Origin of the sequence: Pseudoclavibacter sp. AY1H1, assembly GCF_002931055.1 — a bacterium.
GTDB lineage: Bacteria > Actinomycetota > Actinomycetes > Actinomycetales > Microbacteriaceae > Pseudoclavibacter.
Map to the genome: position 1 here is coordinate 1 of NZ_PSXX01000005.1, position 15,659 is coordinate 15,659.

Annotated in this window: 12 protein-coding genes; 4 read left to right on the forward strand and 8 right to left on the reverse strand. The window is 69.3% G+C overall.

Going from position 1 to position 15,659, the window contains the following annotated elements; genetic code table 11:
* Positions 1-478: 478 nt before the first annotated feature.
* Complete coding sequence (locus tag C5E05_RS09505; protein WP_104242941.1) at positions 479-1,474, reverse strand: stage II sporulation protein M; 996 nt, start codon at positions 1,472-1,474, stop codon at positions 479-481.
* Positions 1,475-1,490: 16 nt separating this feature from the next.
* Between C5E05_RS09505 and C5E05_RS09510 the strand changes: the two genes are divergently transcribed.
* On the forward strand, positions 1,491-2,357 hold the full coding sequence (locus C5E05_RS09510; protein WP_104242943.1) for an RDD family protein: 867 nt from the start codon (positions 1,491-1,493) through the stop codon (positions 2,355-2,357).
* A gap of 142 nt (positions 2,358-2,499) precedes the next feature.
* Here C5E05_RS09510 and ahcY read toward each other — a convergent pair whose 3' ends face one another.
* Genes ahcY through C5E05_RS09525 form a run of 3 tightly spaced genes read right to left on the reverse strand, consistent with a single transcriptional unit; the run spans position 2,500 to position 5,663 of the window.
* Positions 2,500-3,972 (reverse strand): adenosylhomocysteinase, encoded by a 1,473-nt coding sequence (gene ahcY, locus C5E05_RS09515; RefSeq protein WP_104242945.1) that lies wholly within the window; start codon positions 3,970-3,972, stop codon positions 2,500-2,502.
* 45 nt (positions 3,973-4,017) lie between these two features.
* Positions 4,018-5,460, reverse strand: a complete 1,443-nt coding sequence (locus C5E05_RS09520; protein WP_104242947.1) for a phosphomannomutase/phosphoglucomutase — start codon at positions 5,458-5,460, stop codon at positions 4,018-4,020.
* Positions 5,457-5,663, reverse strand: a complete 207-nt coding sequence (locus tag C5E05_RS09525; protein ID WP_104242949.1) for a DUF3499 family protein — start codon at positions 5,661-5,663, stop codon at positions 5,457-5,459. Before C5E05_RS09525 ends, C5E05_RS09520 begins: the two co-directional genes overlap by 4 nt.
* A gap of 35 nt (positions 5,664-5,698) precedes the next feature.
* Between C5E05_RS09525 and C5E05_RS09530 the strand changes: the two genes are divergently transcribed.
* Positions 5,699-6,160: a hypothetical protein gene (locus tag C5E05_RS09530; RefSeq protein ID WP_181057986.1), complete on the forward strand. Its 462-nt coding sequence runs from the start codon at positions 5,699-5,701 to the stop codon at positions 6,158-6,160.
* Positions 6,161-6,180: 20 nt separating this feature from the next.
* Here the strand turns inward: C5E05_RS09530 and C5E05_RS09535 are convergent, their stop codons facing one another.
* The 4 genes from C5E05_RS09535 to manA form a co-directional block, all read right to left on the reverse strand.
* Entirely contained in the window at positions 6,181-7,665 is a 1,485-nt protein-coding gene (locus C5E05_RS09535) for a DUF5719 family protein (protein ID WP_146081081.1), read from the reverse strand.
* Positions 7,652-10,627, reverse strand: a complete 2,976-nt coding sequence (locus tag C5E05_RS09540) for a glycosyltransferase family 2 protein (protein WP_181059488.1) — start codon at positions 10,625-10,627, stop codon at positions 7,652-7,654. The genes C5E05_RS09535 and C5E05_RS09540 overlap by 14 nt, the downstream gene beginning before the upstream one ends.
* A gap of 173 nt (positions 10,628-10,800) precedes the next feature.
* Positions 10,801-11,118 carry a WhiB family transcriptional regulator gene (locus C5E05_RS09545; RefSeq protein ID WP_104242955.1) on the reverse strand — a complete coding sequence of 106 codons (318 nt, stop codon included), beginning with the start codon at positions 11,116-11,118 and terminating at the stop codon, positions 10,801-10,803.
* A 228-nt stretch (positions 11,119-11,346) separates the two neighbouring features.
* Positions 11,347-12,678, reverse strand: coding sequence for a mannose-6-phosphate isomerase, class I (gene manA, locus C5E05_RS09550; protein ID WP_258063361.1), 1,332 nt, complete (start codon positions 12,676-12,678; stop codon positions 11,347-11,349).
* Positions 12,679-12,914: 236 nt separating this feature from the next.
* Here manA and C5E05_RS09555 point away from each other — a divergent pair, with 236 nt between their 5' ends.
* Positions 12,915-14,102 (forward strand): acyl-CoA dehydrogenase family protein, encoded by a 1,188-nt coding sequence (locus tag C5E05_RS09555; protein ID WP_104242957.1) that lies wholly within the window; start codon positions 12,915-12,917, stop codon positions 14,100-14,102.
* Between the two features lie 78 nt (positions 14,103-14,180).
* On the forward strand, positions 14,181-15,656 hold the full coding sequence (locus C5E05_RS09560; RefSeq protein WP_104242959.1) for an O-antigen ligase: 1,476 nt from the start codon (positions 14,181-14,183) through the stop codon (positions 15,654-15,656).
* Positions 15,657-15,659 lie beyond the last annotated feature (3 nt).

The following is a 15,659-nucleotide window of genomic DNA, read 5'->3' on the forward strand; positions in this document are numbered from 1 at the left end:
AATATGTTTCCAAAAGGAATCCTTACCCCCTCCAAAGGAAGAGGCACGGGATCAAATTGGCATTTGACATAGTGCACGCTGTTGAGTTCTCAAGAATCGAGCGCTTCCCTCTTCAAGCCTCACGGCCATCTCTAAGGAGCAATCGCTTGCACTGCAAACCCCGGACAAGAACCACGGACCGTGAGCATGAAGCTCATCCTCCGCACAACCAACTGGAAGAACCAGAGGCTGACGATCTTGCTACCCGGTGAGGCAGGAGTTCCGAGTGTAGATCATGTTGCTCCAACTTGCAAGAACAAGTGGCAGATGCTGATCTTTCTTTCGGACTGTCCGGCCCGTGCGACCCGCTCTCGCGTTTCGCTCCGTTGGCCTGACGAGTGATTACATTACGCAGAGACCCGGCGGCACACAACTCGGGGTACATCCCGGGCGTGTCGACCTCTCCGGCCCGCTGCCTGGCGGGCCACCGGCACTGGCGTCACCCTGCGTAGACCCGCCGCGCGCCGCCGTCGAACTTCTCGAGTGCGCCTGTCTCGCCGGCCCGGACCGCGCGACCGCCGAGCCAGAGCGCGTAGACGAGGTAGAGCGCAAGCGCGGCAGCCCCGATCCCGATCTTCACCGGCCACGGCCAGTCCTGCCTCGTCACGAACCCCTCGACCAAGCCGGAGATGAACAGGAAGATCGTCGTGCCGATCGCCACGACGACGAGCGCACGTCCATCGTCAGCCAGAGACTGCATGCGCGTCTTCGCGCCAGGGGCGACCCACGCCCAGAAGATGCGAAGCCCAGCGCCCGCCGCGACGAACACCATCGTCAGTTCAAGCAGTCCGTGAGGCGCGATCCAGAGGAAGAACACATCGAGGTGCCCGTGCGCGCCGAGCACCGCGGCGCTCTGGCCGAGCCCGAGCGCATTCTGCACGAGAACGACCGGCACCCACAGGCCGGTGATGCCGAATGCGATGCACTGCGCGGCGATCCAAGCGTTGTTCGTGAAGACCCTCGCCGCGAAGCTGGATTCCGAGAACTGCGAGTAGTAGCCGACGAAGTCCTCTTCCGCGTACTGCTCCAGCGCGGCCTCGGAGCCGAGGAATCCGAGGATCTCCGGGTTCGCCGTGATCCACCAGTAGCTGAGCACGCCCACGAGCAACGTGAATACCGCTGCACCGAGCGTCCACCAGCGAACGCGGTAGAGCGCAGCGGGCAGGGCAAGAGTGAAGAACGTGCCGAGGACCAGCAGGATGTTGCGCCCTGCCCCAGTGAACCTGCCGCGCGCCCGCGACAGCTGCACGGAGAGGAACTCTCCCTCGCGGGTCTCGCCGTAGCTCGTTCGGAGGGCCGAGAGCTCGGTCGATGAGTCCTGGTATCGCGTGATGAGCTCGTCGATCTCGGCGCCGGTCAGATTCCGGTGCCGAGCCAGCGCCCCCAGGCGCCGCCAATCCGCCGAACGGGCGGTTGTGAGAGCTTCAAGATCCATCTGTTTCAATACTGCCATGGCCACTCAGACGAGACCACGGGAACGCCTGAGCGTCAGCGACGAACAGCTTGTCGCCGGCGAAGGCGTGCATCTCGACGTCCGGCCAGCGGGGTTCGCGCTCCGCGCGGCATCGGCCGCCCTCGATGCGCTGGTCTACATGGTCGGATACGTCGGCCTCCTCATCCTGACCATGACGGTCCTCTCGAGCGACGACTTCCCGTTCGCCATCGACGAGGCGCTCATGAGCGCCATCGCCCTCTCGCTTCTCGTCGTCTGCCTCGTCATCGCTCCGTGCGTCGTCGAGACCCTCTCGCACGGCCGATCGGTGGGGAAGCTCGCCACCGGGCTGCGCATCGTTCGCGACGACGGGGGCGCGTCAGGGTTCCGGCAGGCGCTCATCCGCTCCCTGCTCGGATTCATCGAGCTGTACGGCACCTTCGGCGGCATCGCCATCATCACCGGCCTCGTCAACGGCAGGGCCAAGCGGCTCGGCGACATCCTGGCGGGCACCACCTGCCAGCGCGAACGTGCCCCGAAGCTCAGAAGCCACCTCGGGCCGATGCCCCAGCAGCTCATCGCCTGGGCCGGGATCGCCGACGCCGGGAGGCTGCCGGACCGAACCGCTCGCCGCATCCTGGACTACCTCGACCAGGCTGAGCACCTCACGCCCGCGCACCGGGACCGAGCCGCCGGCGAGATCGCGCGCGAGACACTCCCTCACGTGCACCCGATCCCCGACGTCGACGCCGACACCTACCTGCGAGGCCTCGCCGTGCTGCGCCGCGATCGAGAGCTCGCCGCGCTCTCCGCCATCGGCCGGCGGGAGACGGCGCTGGCCCCGACGCTCAACGGCATGCCCCACTCGTTCCCGGACCGAGGCTGAGCCGCGGGTCAGAGCTCGGTTCCCGGGCGGGCCGTGTCGGGACCCGACGGCGCACTGCAGCGCGAACAGCCGCAGCCCGCCAGGGTTCTCCCCTGTCGGGCTGCGGATTGTCGCGTGCCTGCCGATGCGCGGCGGGCGAGATTCAGTACCGGTAGTGGTCGACCTTGTACGGGCCGTCGACGGCGACGCCGATGTAGTCGGCCTGCTCGGGGGTCAGCTCGGTGAGCTTCACGCCGAGGGCATCCAGGTGAAGACGCGCGACCTGCTCGTCCAGGTGCTTCGGCAGCACGTGAACACCGAGCGGGTAGGCGTCGAGGCGCTGCCAGAGCTCGAGCTGCGCCAGCACCTGGTTCGTGAAGGAACTGCTCATGACGAAGGAGGGGTGACCGGTCGCGTTGCCGAGGTTCAGCAGCCGCCCCTCGGACAGCACCAGCAGCGAGCGCGAGTTCGGGAGGCGCCACTCGTGCACCTGCGCCTTGATCTCCACGCGAGTCGCACCGGCGAGGCCCTCGAGCCCGGCCATGTCGATCTCGTTGTCGAAGTGTCCGACGTTGCCGACGATCGCCATGTGCTTCATGCCGAGCATGTGCTCGAGCGTCAGCACGCTCTTGTTGCCCGTGCACGTGATCCAGATGTCCACCTGGTCGAGGACGTCCTCGACCTTGGCGACCTGGAAGCCGTCCATCGCGGCCTGCCACGCGCAGATCGGGTCGACCTCGCTGACGATGACCCGAGCGCCCTGGCCGCGAAGGGCTTCGGCCGCACCCTTGCCGACATCCCCGTAGCCGACCACGAAGGCGGTCTTGCCGCCGATGAGGACATCGGTCGCGCGGTTCAGCCCGTCGGGCAGCGAGTGGCGGATGCCGTACGTGTTGTCGAACTTCGACTTCGTCACCGAGTCGTTGACGTTGATGGCCGTGAACTGCAGCTCGCCCCGCTCGGCGAGCTCGTACAGGCGGTGCACGCCCGTCGTCGTCTCCTCCGTGACGCCGCGCACCTCGTCCGCGATGCGGCTGAAGTGGCCGGCGTCGACGGCGAGCGAGGCACGGATGGTGTCGAGGACAACCCGCATCTCGACGCTGTCGGCGTCGCTCGCGTCACGGACGGCTCCCGCGATCTCGGCCTCCCGGCCGAGGTGCACGAGCATCGTCGCGTCGCCGCCGTCATCGAGGATGAGGTTGGGGCCGACGGCGCCCTCGGCGCTCCAGTCGAAGATGCGCGAGGTGCACCACCAGTACTCCTCGAGCGTCTCGCCCTTCCAGGCGAACACGGGGATGCCCTTCGGCTCCTCGACCGTGCCGTCGGGTCCGACAGCGACGGCAGCAGCGGCTTCATCCTGCGTGGAGAAGATGTTGCAGCTGGCCCAGCGCACCTCGGCACCGAGGTCGGTGAGGGTCTCGATGAGCACCGCGGTCTGCACCGTCATGTGCAGCGAGCCGGCGATGCGTGCGCCGGCGAGCGGGTTCTGTCCCGCGTACTGGGCCCGCAGCGCCATGAGCCCAGGCATCTCGATCTCTGCCAGACGGATCTGGTGGCGCCCCGCCGGCGCGAGCGCCAGATCTGCGACGACGAACGGACGTTCGGTGGAGAGCTCGATACCTGACGTTGGTGCCATGACTGCTGCTTCCTTGCTACGGGTGTGGTGGATGCTGCGGGCCTGCTACTCGGCCCGGATGAGGCCGAGCACCTGGTCGCGCAGCGACTGCAGGCGCGCCTCGTCCTTCGCCTCGGCGTTCAGGCGCAGGAGCGGCTCGGTGTTGGAGGCTCGCACGTTGAACCACCAGAAGCCGGTCTCGTCGGAGCCGCGGACCGTGAGGCCGTCGAATTCCTCGAACTCCGCGGTGCTCGCGAAGGTGTCGACGATGCGCGCGAGCGCCGCAGGCACGTCGGCGACCGTCGAGTTGATCTCACCGGAGGCGAAGTAGGGGTTCTCGAGCCCGCCGATCTCCGAGAGCTGCTTGTCGGAGCCGCCCACGGCTGCGAGCACGTGCATCGCCGCGAGCATGCCGTTGTCGGCACTCCAGAAGTCGCGGAAGTAGTAGTGCGCGGAGTGCTCTCCGCCGAAGACCGCATTCGTGGCAGCCATCTGCGCCTTGATGAGCGAGTGGCCGACCTTCGTCTGGACGGCCTTCGCGCCCTCCTGCCTGATTGCCTCCGGAACGTGACGCGAGACGATGAGGTTGTGCAGGATGGTCGGCTCGGTCTCGCCGGCTGCACGGACACGCGCGATCTCGCGGCGCGCGACGATGGCGGTCACGGCGCTCGGCGAGACGGGCTCACCCAGCTCATCGATGAGGAAGCAGCGGTCCGCATCGCCGTCGAAGGCGAGGCCGAGATCGGCGCCATGCTCGATGACGGCCGCCTGCAGGTCGACGAGGTTCTTGGGGTCGAGCGGGTTGGCCTCGTGGTTCGGGAACGTGCCGTCGAGCTCGAAGTACATGGGGATGATCTCGAGTGGCAGGGCTCCGAGGCCGGCCGCCTCGCCGAGCACGGCGGGGACCGTGAGGCCGCCCATCCCGTTGCCGGCGTCGACGACGATCTTGAGCTGGCGGATGCCCGAGAGGTCGACCAGTTCGCGCAGGTAGGCCGCGTAGTCGGCGAGCACGTCGATGCGCTGCTCCTCGCCCGGCTGCTCGACGGCGGCGATGCCCTCATCGAGGAAGGCTGCCGCGCGATCGCGGATCGCGGAGAGGCCCGTGTCGAAGCTCAGCGCCTTCGCGCCGGCGAGCGACAGCTTGATGCCGTTGTAGGCGGCAGGGTTGTGGCTGGCGGTGAACATCGCGGCGGCCGCGTCGTACCGGCCGGACGCGAAGTAGTCCTCGTCGGTCGAGCAGAGCCCGATATGCGTGACGTTCGCGCCCCTCGCGGTCGCGCCGCGAGCGAAGGCCGTCGCGAAGCCCGGAGAGGAGTCGCGCATGTCGTGGCCGACGACGACCGTCTGGCCGGACAGCGCGAATTCGTCGACGAAGCCGGCGCCGAGCGCCGTCACGAGCGTCTCGGTGAGCTCGCTGCCGACGAGCCCCCGAACGTCGTAGCTCTTCACGACACCAGAGAGAGAACCCCGCTCGTCACTCGACGCGGGTGCGATTGCCACAGAAGTCATGAACCCAAAACTACCGGACGCATCATGCTCCAGCCCTGCGGTGGCGTCGAGCGCTCCGCGTGGCGCGCGCACAGGTCGTAGCTGTGGGGTTCGGCGGCGAGCGCAAGCGGGCCGATGACGGCGAGCTTGTCCTCGTAGTCGAAGGTCAGCGTGTACTCCGCCTTGCGGGTGCACGCGACTCGTGAGCATGGTCGATTGGACATCGGCGCAAGTCTACGCCGGGCGTAAACTCGCAGGCATGCCACGTCGCCGCCGGGAGAAGAAGTCCGAGAACGCCAGGAGGCAGGCCCGCCCTGAGCGGGGCCTTGCCCGCGGCAGGCACGGCAGGGGCATCCGCTCGAGTGTCGCCGGACCGTACCTGCCGATGCTCACGGGTCGGGTGGTCCGGTTCGAGAACCACGTGGCCGATGCGATGAACTACCTGCGCGCAGCCAACCCCGAGCGGCTCGCGAATGTGCAGGTGGACATCGCGAACGTGCCGAAGACGCTGCAGCATGCGGATGGCATGGATCGTTGGCACGTCGAGTCGCCGAACCGCATCATCCTGTACCGGGTCGCGATAGATCGCCTCGCACGACTGCACTGCGAGGACCCGGTCCACTACCGGATGCTCGTGGAGCGGTGCGTGCTGCAGGCCGTCGCCGAGCTGCTCGGCTCCGACCCGTGGGACATCGCGCCGGAGCGCTTCGGCGACGAGTAGCTCCCCGCCGCCTGCCTGCCTCAGCGGTAGACGGTGATGACCTCGGCGAGCGGGTTTCCCGCGTAGCTCGGGATGGCCGCGAGCTGACCGTCGCCCGCGTAGGCGAGCTGGACCGAGACCCGGTCGAGCCCCTCGAGCCGGTACTCGCGCGAGGCCTCGACGTCGATGGACGTGGTGCCGTTGGCCGGGATCGTGACGGCTGTCTCCGTGCCGTCCTCCGCGATGAGCGTCGCGGTCTTCTCGACCCCGTCGGCGTCGGCGAGCTGCAGCTTGGGAGACGGGCCGTTCGGCACGGCGACGACCTGGCTGTCGCTCAGGACGGGGACCGGCAGGTACCAGGCCAGGTCCGATGCTGTGGCGGTGGCGGTGGTCTGCACGGCGGCGACGACGGGGTTGCTCGCTTCGATCCCGAGCGTGTACTGGCCGATCGGATACCCCGTCAGCGGGATCTCCGTGGTCCGTCCGCCCTCGATGGTGAGCGAGATCGGCTCCAGGGCGGTGCCGGCCGCGTCGCGCACGTCGACGGTGAGCTCCGTCTGCTCGTCTCCGGGCGCGAGGACTCGCAGCGTCGCGCCGCGCTCGAGCACCAGCGTGCCCTCGGCTTCCGACGCAGTGCTCGTCGAGGGGACGCCGACGATCGCGAGCGAGGTGCTCGGCGCATCCTGGGCCCCGATGATCTCGATGCCGCTCGGCGTCGCGCCTGAGGTGCGGGTCTGGTGCAGCGTCGAGATCATGCTTCCGGAGACGGCTTCCACGTGCACGACCAGATCGCCTCGATCGGGCGCGACCCCCTCGAGGCTCACGACCTCCCTGCTGCTCGCGGGCACGACGATCTCGCGGATCGTCGGAGCCTGCACGACGCCGTCTGCCGTCGAGACCGTGACGCGCACGTCGGCGGCCTGGTCTGCGGAGTTCACCATCACGAGCTGCGTGCTGCTGCCCTCCGCCGTGCTGCCACCGACCAGCCACTGCTCTGCGGATGGCATCCGGCAGGCCGTGGCTGCGAAGCCCCCGGCTGAGGGCTGCGCGAGCTCGAGCGTCTGGGCCGCAGCGAACGCCGTCGGCGACCCGTCCTCGGTCAGGCCGGGCACCGTGAAGCGCACGGGCGCGAGCGCCTGCTGCTGGTCGGCCGCAGGCGTGGAGGCGACGACCGGCTCGACCTCGAGCCCGCCTTCGTCGCCCGCGAGTCGGATGCTCGTGGTGCCGAGCGTCGCGGGGAGCGTCGGGTCGTCGGTCGCGAGCCCGAGCAGCGTGAGGGGGCCGGGGCACACGCGATCCTGCGCGCTCGCGACAGGGCTCACGAGGACGGAGTTCGCGGAGGCGACGACGACGCCCTCCGGCGCGAGCTGCACGGCCGCGACGACGCCCCCGACCGCGACGATGGCGGCGCCGACGCTCAGGGCGCGCCAGACCGGCCGCCGTGCGTGCCGCTTTCCGGGCGCCTTGCGGGCTGCGTCGTCTGCGGCACGCGCCTCGGCGATCACCTTCGACTCATCGAGCGTCATGGTCGCCTCCCCGTGCACCTGTGCCGAGCACGTCATCGTCGTCGTCGAAGTCGTCGACCGTCAGCGCGGTGACATCGCGCCGCAGCATCCGCTCGTCGCCGTCCGTGTCACCGTCGAGGTCGTACCACGGGCGCCCGCTGGTCTTCTCCCGGCGGCGCACATCGGCGGCGCGGGCGCTGAGCCCTCCGGTCGGGAGGGCGGCGAGGAGCGTCAGGGCAAGGAGCACACCCTGCACGATGAGCATCGACCGACCGAGCGTGGTTCCGGTGTTCGCGGTATCGAGCGGACCGGAGACACTCGGGTCGGTCGGCTCCAGCGTGGGGCCGACGACCTGCCAGAGGGTGCCGAACTCCGTTGCCCCGGCCGGGCGCAGCCCGAAGTTCGCGTCGAGGGAGGAGACGAGGCGCCCCTCCATGGTCGCGGCGTCGCTCCCGCCCTCCGGGACGAGCAGGTAGCTGATGCCGAGCGCGTGCAGCTCCTCGGTCGGGCGGTACGAGGAATCCGAGGCGAAGTTCACGGCCAGCTCCGCCAGGCGCTGGTCGCCCGCGGAGAAGCCGACGCTCGTGGTGCGCAGCGTCGACTGCGAGTCCAGGCTGTCGCCGGTGCCGCGCTCGAGACGCACCTCGACGGCGCCGCTCGCGAGCGGCGCGATCACGAGGGTGCCGACCTCGTCAGAGGCACGGCCCTGAGCATCCACGATGGCGGGCAGCGATCGGCCGTCGCCGGCACCGACCAGCGCGTCGCCGCGCAGCAGTGCCGTCGCGGGAAGAGCAGCCAGGAGCACGATGCCGACCAGCGCGACACCCGCGAAGACCTGCGAAAGCCGGGGGCGGAGCGCGCCGAGCGTTGCCGCGGCCGAGATCAGGGCACCCAGCCACATGAGCGACTGCGCGCTGCCGGGCCACAGCGAGATGCTCTCGACCCCGACGTGCGAGAAGCCGAAGCGGCTCGCCGCCGCCGCGGTCACGAAGCCGAGCAGCAGCAGCTGCAGGCCGAAGAGCGACGCGCGCCAGTTTCGGCTGCCGGGGGCGAGCAGCGCCAGGAGGAAGAGCGGAGCCACCAGGGCCGCGGCGACGGTGGGGACCGCAGGGGAACCCTCGAGCAGCCCGCCAGCCCAGCTCGGGTCCTCGAGCAGGGACCCGGGGAAGCCGAGGAGCATCTGCCACGCATCAGGAGCAGTGCTCGCGAGCGGGACTCCAGGGTCCGCGAACAGCGCGAGCGGGCGCCCCCGGTTCCACTGCGCGACGGCGAGTGGCGCGAACAGCACCAGGGTCGGCACCGCGGTCAGCAGGCGCTGGACGAAGCCCCGCCCGCCGATGACGAGCCATACGAGCCACACGATGGCGATGGGCAGTGCCAGGATCGGGGCGGCCGCGATCGCGATCGCCGCGAGCAGCCCCGTCGCAGCCGCGCGCGACCAGTTCCTCGACGCGCTCAGCGCGGAGAAGATGAGCCATGGGAGCACGAGGTGCGCGATGACGGCGGCGATGCGCCCTTCCGCGAGCGCGACGACGAGCGGTGGCGCGAGCATCCAGGCGAAGGCGGCGAACGCCCGCAGCCCGGCCCGGTTGGTGAGGCGCGCCACGAGGAGCCATGCCCCCATCGCGGCGAGCGGGAGCGCGAACAGCCACAGCAGCACGATGCTGAGGCTCGGGTGCCAGAAGGTGAGGGTGCCGAGCACCGCGAGCACGTAGGTGAAGGGATCGGCGACGCCGAACGCGCCGTCCCCGACATCTCGGACCCCGTACCCGGTGCGCCCCCAGAGCGTGCCGATGGAATCGGCCAGCGGCAGGAGGCCACCGCCGGAGAGCGTCGACTGGCCGATGAGGGACAGACCCAGGCCCAGGCCCAGGACGGTCGAGACGAGCAGCACCCAGAGTCCTCCGGAGCCGACGAGCGAGTACCGCTCACGCTCCTCGTGCGTGAGGGCACGCAGCTCCTCGCGCTGCAGACCGAGCGTCTTCTGGTTCTCCTCGGCGCTCACGAGCAGCGGCTCGATGACGGTCCACGGCTCGGTGCGCGTCTTCGCGAACTGCGCCCTCGAGCGGGCGGCCCCGGTCTTGCCGAACGTCACGCGCGACGCGGAGCGGAGCTCGGCGAGGATACGGCGCGGACGCTTCCGCACGAGGTGCCAGATGCCCTTGAGCAGAGCGATCGGGATGAGCACCAGCCGCAGGACGCCGAACGCCGCTGCTGGGGTCTTCGTCAGACTGCGGTGCACCCTGGCGGTGTCTCTGGCAGCTTCCACCGCCGAGGCGCTCATCCCGGGGTTCATCGCGGCCGTCCCCGGCGCTTCGGGGTCGCAGGCGACTCGCGCTGAGGGGGTCAGCAGCACGCGGCCGCCGGCAAGCCACACCCGCGTGCAGAAGTCGAGCGCGTCATCGACGGCGGGAAGGCCAGGATCGAAGCCCTCGAGCGCGAGCCACGGCTCGCGACGAACCAGCATGCCGCCGGCCGCGACGCCGAGGACGTCGGAGTCCTGGTCGAACTGCCCCTGGTCCAGCTCGTCTTCGCGGAGTCGCAGGCTCTCGCCGTTCTGCAGCATCGACTGGCCGAACTCGACGAGCGTCGCGGCGTCGTCACTGCGGACGAGCTTCGGGCCGGTCACCTCGAGCGAGGGGTTCCGCTCGGCGGTGTCGAGGAGCTGCTCGAGCGCGTCGTGCTCTGGAGCGTTGTCGGCGCTGAGCAGCCAGAGCCAGTCGCCCTCCGACTGCAGCCCCTGCTCCTCGAGGACGGCCACCGCCTCGGCGAGCGCGGCACCGAACGTCGTCTCGGTCTCCAGCGTCAGCAGGATGTCGGGTTCGGCCGCGCGCATGACCTCGAGCGTCGAGTCCGTCGACGCGAGATTCACCATCACGACGCGGTCCGGGATGCGCGACGATCCCTCGAGCGCGGCGATGGTGCGCTCGAGCGAGCGCGACGCATCTCGCGCGACAAGGATTGCGGTGACTCCGGGACGCATTGAACGAATGGTATTCGGCTCCCCCGAGCGATGCCGCATTGCGAGCGGCAAGCCGCGAACACGCGCACCCCGGTGTCACCGCCAGCGGACGCACGAAGGGCCCCGCACGACCGAAGTCGTCACGGGGCCCATCAACGTGGCCTGCTCGGTCACGCGGACCGAGCTCTCGGCGGTTACGCGAGCTTGCGCAGCTTGCGCCGCTCGCGCTCGCTCAGCCCACCCCAGATGCCGAAGCGCTCGTCGTTGGACAGCGCGTACTCGAGGCAGTCGCTCCGGACCTCGCAGGAGTCGCAGATCCGCTTCGCGTCACGCGTCGACCCACCCTTCTCCGGGAAGAAGGCCTCTGGGTCGACCTGCGCGCACAGCGCGTCGGCCTGCCATGCGAGCGGGTTGTCGTCGCCGACATTCCTTCGAACTCCTGGGACGCCGAGGTTGACCGGGTCGACATACCAGTCCTCCGGAACCGAGGGGTTCCTCCCTGGAATTGCCATATCACGTTCTCCCCACGTTACTTGCGGGCACCTGCCCGCGCGTCGGAATCATTACATCGTTGTAATTCACCCCGCGTCAAGTCGAAAGCCCTCAACACTAAGCCCGGTCTTGAGACTTTTCGGAGAAGCCGCGCGCGATTCGCGGCGGCGTGTCGCCGAGGATCCCCCGCGAGGTGGCGGGCTGGACCACCCCGGGGGCTCGCAGACCCCCGCGACGAAGATTCTCAGCTAGTCGGCGTGTCGCATCGGCACCGTGTCGCGACGGTCGAGCCCCGGCCCGGCCGCGAAGAGGTCGACGGAGCCGATGACGCGCACGGGCAGCTCATCGGGCGTCACGAACACGGACTCGCCAGCGCTGATCTTCGCCGTGGACTTCGCTCCCTCGAGACGGGCCTCCCCCTCGAGGCACAAGAGCATCGTCGGGCCGTCGAGGTGGATGGTCTTCACCGCTTCATCCGGGCCGGGAACGACCCGAACGAGCCGGAAGTCGGGAATCTCGGGCCGGTACTCCTCGACGCCCTCCTGGATGCGCGTCGCGGCGATGTACGGCGGCGGCACCGGGGCGAAGTCGAGCCGCGCGAGCAGCTCCGGGATGTCGATGTGCTTCGGCGTGAGCCCGCCACGCAGCACGTTGTCGGACGCCGCCATGATCTCGATGCCGAGGCCCCGGACGTAGGCGTGCATGTTGCCGGCGGGGAGGAAGATCGCCTCTCCCCTCCTGATCGTGATGTGGTTGAGCAGCAGCGCCAGCGCGATGCCGGGGTCACGCGGGTACATGCGCGCCAGCGTGGCGATGATGCCCCGCTCCCGAGCGAAGCGCTCGGACTGGTCTCCGGACTCGTCGCCCGCGAGCGCTACTCCGGAGACCGCCGCCACGAGATCGCCGACGGCGTCGCCACCCTCGAGGAGCCAGGTCACGAGGGACTGCAGCTCCTCCCCCGTGGAGAGCGACACGACCCGAGCCTCGAAGTCCGCGAGCGCGGCGCGTCCTGCGGGCGGCTGCTCGGCGTCCGACTCCGCGCGGCGCGCGAAGTCGCCGACAACCGCGGCGACCTCGGCGAAGTCGCGGAACCCGGCAAGCGCATCCATCGTCTCGCTGAGTGCGAGGAGCATCTCGGGCTTGTGCAGCGGATCCTTGTAGTTGCGCTCCGGCGCGCTGAGGGGAATGCCGGCCTGGTTCTCGCGCTCGAACCCGAGACGCGCGTCCGTGAGCGTCGGGTGCACCTGCAGCGAGAGCGGGGTCGCGGCAGAGAGCACTTTCAAGAGGTACGGCAACCGTGGGCCGTCACCCTCGCGCAGCCCCATGGCGTAGCGGCCGAGCGCGGCCACCGGAGCCTGCTCGATCCAGGCGTCGAGGGTGGCGGCGCCGCCCGCGAGCTCGGGGTCGACGATTCGGCTCGGGGCACCGGGATGGGCCCCCAACCACAGCTCGGCCTGGGGCACTCCCTCCCAATCGGCGTCGTCGAGGGTGCAGGCGCCGGTCGTGCCGAGCAGCTGCGAGATCGATCCTGGCGCACCCCAGGCGTAATCACGGGGGGCATTCTTCAGTGGCAGAAACATCACGCGAAGGCTACCGAATCTCACCGCCTCTGTGGGAGCGGTGCGGCGAACTGCAGGGCAGACACAAGAGCCCGGCCCCGAATCGCGACCGACTTCGCGGATTCCGCCAAGGCGCTGGCGTGAGCATGGTGACGCTTCGTAGGCTCGCGGAGCGCTCGCTTCGCCGCCGCAGCCGGTGCCGCCGGTCCGACGATCGCGGAGCGCCTTCCACCCGCGCGACTCGGAACAGGACGGTCATGGACGACAACGAACTGCAACTTCTGCCTGGCGACTTCACGGGGCTCGAGGCCGAGCTCTCGGCCGAGGAGAGGGGTCTCATCGCCAAGCTTCGCGAGTACCTCGAGCGTGACGTGCGACCCGTCATCGACGAGCACTGGGAGGCCGCGACGTTCCCCACCGAGATCGTCAAGGGTCTCGCTGAGGCCGGCGTGGTCGGCCTCGCCTTCGAGGAGACGCGCCCGTTCCCGAACTCCGCCGTCTTCCGCGGGTGGACGGCCCTCGAGCTCGCCCGGGTCGACGCCAGCGTCGCCACCTATGTTGGCGTGCAGAACGGCCTCGCGCTCGGGGCCATCGGACTGTGCGGTTCCGACGCCCAGCGTGAGCGATGGCTTCCGGCACTCGCCTCCGGCGAGCTCATCGGAGCCTTCGGCCTGACCGAGCCGGGCTCAGGCAGCGACTCGGCCAGGGGCCTCACCACCACGGCGGAGCGAGTCGGCGACGAGTGGGTGCTGAACGGCGCGAAGCGATGGATCGGGAACGCGACGTTCGCCGACATCGTCGTCATCTGGGCCAAGGACGTCGCAGACGGTCAGGTCAAGGGCTTCGTCGTCGACACCTCGCTCCCCGGGTTCACCGCCACCAAGATCGAGCGCAAGGTGTCGCTGCGCATCGTGCAGAACGCCGACATCACGCTCGACGGCGTCCGGGTCCCGGCCGACGCGAAGCTGGAGCACGCCAACTCGTTCAAGGACACCGCCACCGTGCTGCGTCAGACCCGGGCCGAGGTCGCCTGGCTCGCGACCGGCATCGCGGTCGGCGCCTACGAGGCCGCGCTCGCGTACGCGAAGGAGCGGATCCAGTTCGGCGCTCCCATCGCCGCCAGGCAGCTCATCCAAGAGCGACTCGTCGACGCGCTCGGCCTCATCACGTCCAGCATCACGCTCTGCGTGCGCATCTCGCAGCTCGGCGATGCCGACGCGCAGAAGGACGAGCACTCGGCGCTCGCGAAGGCCGTCGCGACGGGCAACATGCGCAAGGTCGTCGCCCTGGCCCGCGAGGTGTGCGGCGGCAACGGCATCGTCGCCGACTACGGGGTCGGCCGGTTCTTCGCCGATGCTGAAGCCATCTACTCGTACGAGGGGACCAGGGAGATGAACACCCTCATCGTGGGCAGGTCGATCACCGGCCACGCAGCCTTCGTGTGAGCACCCCTCCTGCACGCATCGGGGGCTGCATGCGGGGCAGAGGACCCGGGGCGTCCGCAAGTGCGCGAGAATAGGCCGGTGAGCTCCACCCGAACCCCCGCTGAATCTGCCGCGACTGAGCGCGCCCCCTGGCGCCGATTCTTCGCGCAGGTCCCGGGCAGCCCCGGCCTCACCGCGTTCGCGACCTTCACGTTCTTCACAGCGTTCGCGGGTGACTTCTGGCGGAACCTCGTGACCTGGTACGGCTTCGGGGTCATCGTCCTCGTCATCATCGGAATCTCCATCTGGCTGCTCGCGAGCAAGAAGCCGCTGCCGAAGATCATGCACTTGCCCTCGGCGCTCATCGCCTTCGTCGCCTGGTGCGCGCTGTCCATCATCTGGTCGATCTACCGCCCCGAGTCGCTCCTCGGCTTCGGCATCCAGCTCGTGACCGTCATCGTGGCACTTGCCATGGCCGTCTCCCTCACGAAGCCGCAGTTCCTGCGGGCGTTCAGCGCGGCGATGCGGTGGATCCTCGGCCTCTCCCTGGCCTTCGAGGTCGTCGTCGCCCTCTTCTTCCCCGGCGGGGTGCTCCCCCTGGCGCTGCTCATCCCCGGCGAGCTCGAACGCGTGACCGGCATCCCGGGGGCAACCGCCGAGACCGTCCCGGCCGCCTTCCTCTGGAGCCAGGGCCACATCTTCGCCGGAAGCGCCATCCAGGGCATCCTCGGCAATCGCAACCTGCTCGCCATGGCCGCCCTCCTCTGCGTCATCGCCGTCGCCGTGCAGTGGTACGCGAAGCAGATGCGGCGCTGGCCCGCCCTCACCTGGATCGCCCTCGGCCTCATCGCCATCCTGCTGTGCAAATCGGCGACCGTCTTCGTCGGCTGCGCCGTCGTGCTGCTCGCCGTCGCGCTCGTCTTCGTGGCGAGACCGCTGAGCAACGCGCAGCGGTGGGGCATGTACGGCGCCGTCTTCGCGATCATGCTCATCATCGGCTGGGTCGTGCTGCAGTTCAACACGCAGCTGTTCGGCCTCATCAACCGCTCGAGCGACATGTCGGGACGTGGCGACATCTGGGCGGAGGTCGGACGCCTCGGCAGCGAGCATTGGCTGACGGGCATGGGCTGGATCAGCTACTGGGCACCATGGGTCGAACCCTTCAAGGGGCTCCTCGTCGTCGACGGAGTGCACTTCCTGCAAGCCCATAACGCCTACCTCGACGTCTGGATGCAGACGGGCCTCATCGGAGCGTTCTTCTTCGTCGGCATCGTGCTCTCGACCCTCATCCGCACCTGGTGGCTCGCCGTCGATCGGCCGCAGACCGACGCAAGCGGCCCGCGCGACTTCCCGCCGACGGCCATGCTCGCGTTCCTCCTCATGGTGGCGCTCACCGTGCAGTCGCTGACCGAGTCGAGGCTGCTCGTCGAGGGCAACTGGCTGCTGCTCTGCTATCTGGCGATCTACTCGAAGCTGCGCATCCAGGACCTCCCGGCGCTGCCGAGGCGCACCATCTCGACCAAGACCGGGCCGCTGCCGATCATCGAACGCAATCGACTCGAGGGCATTGACTGACGC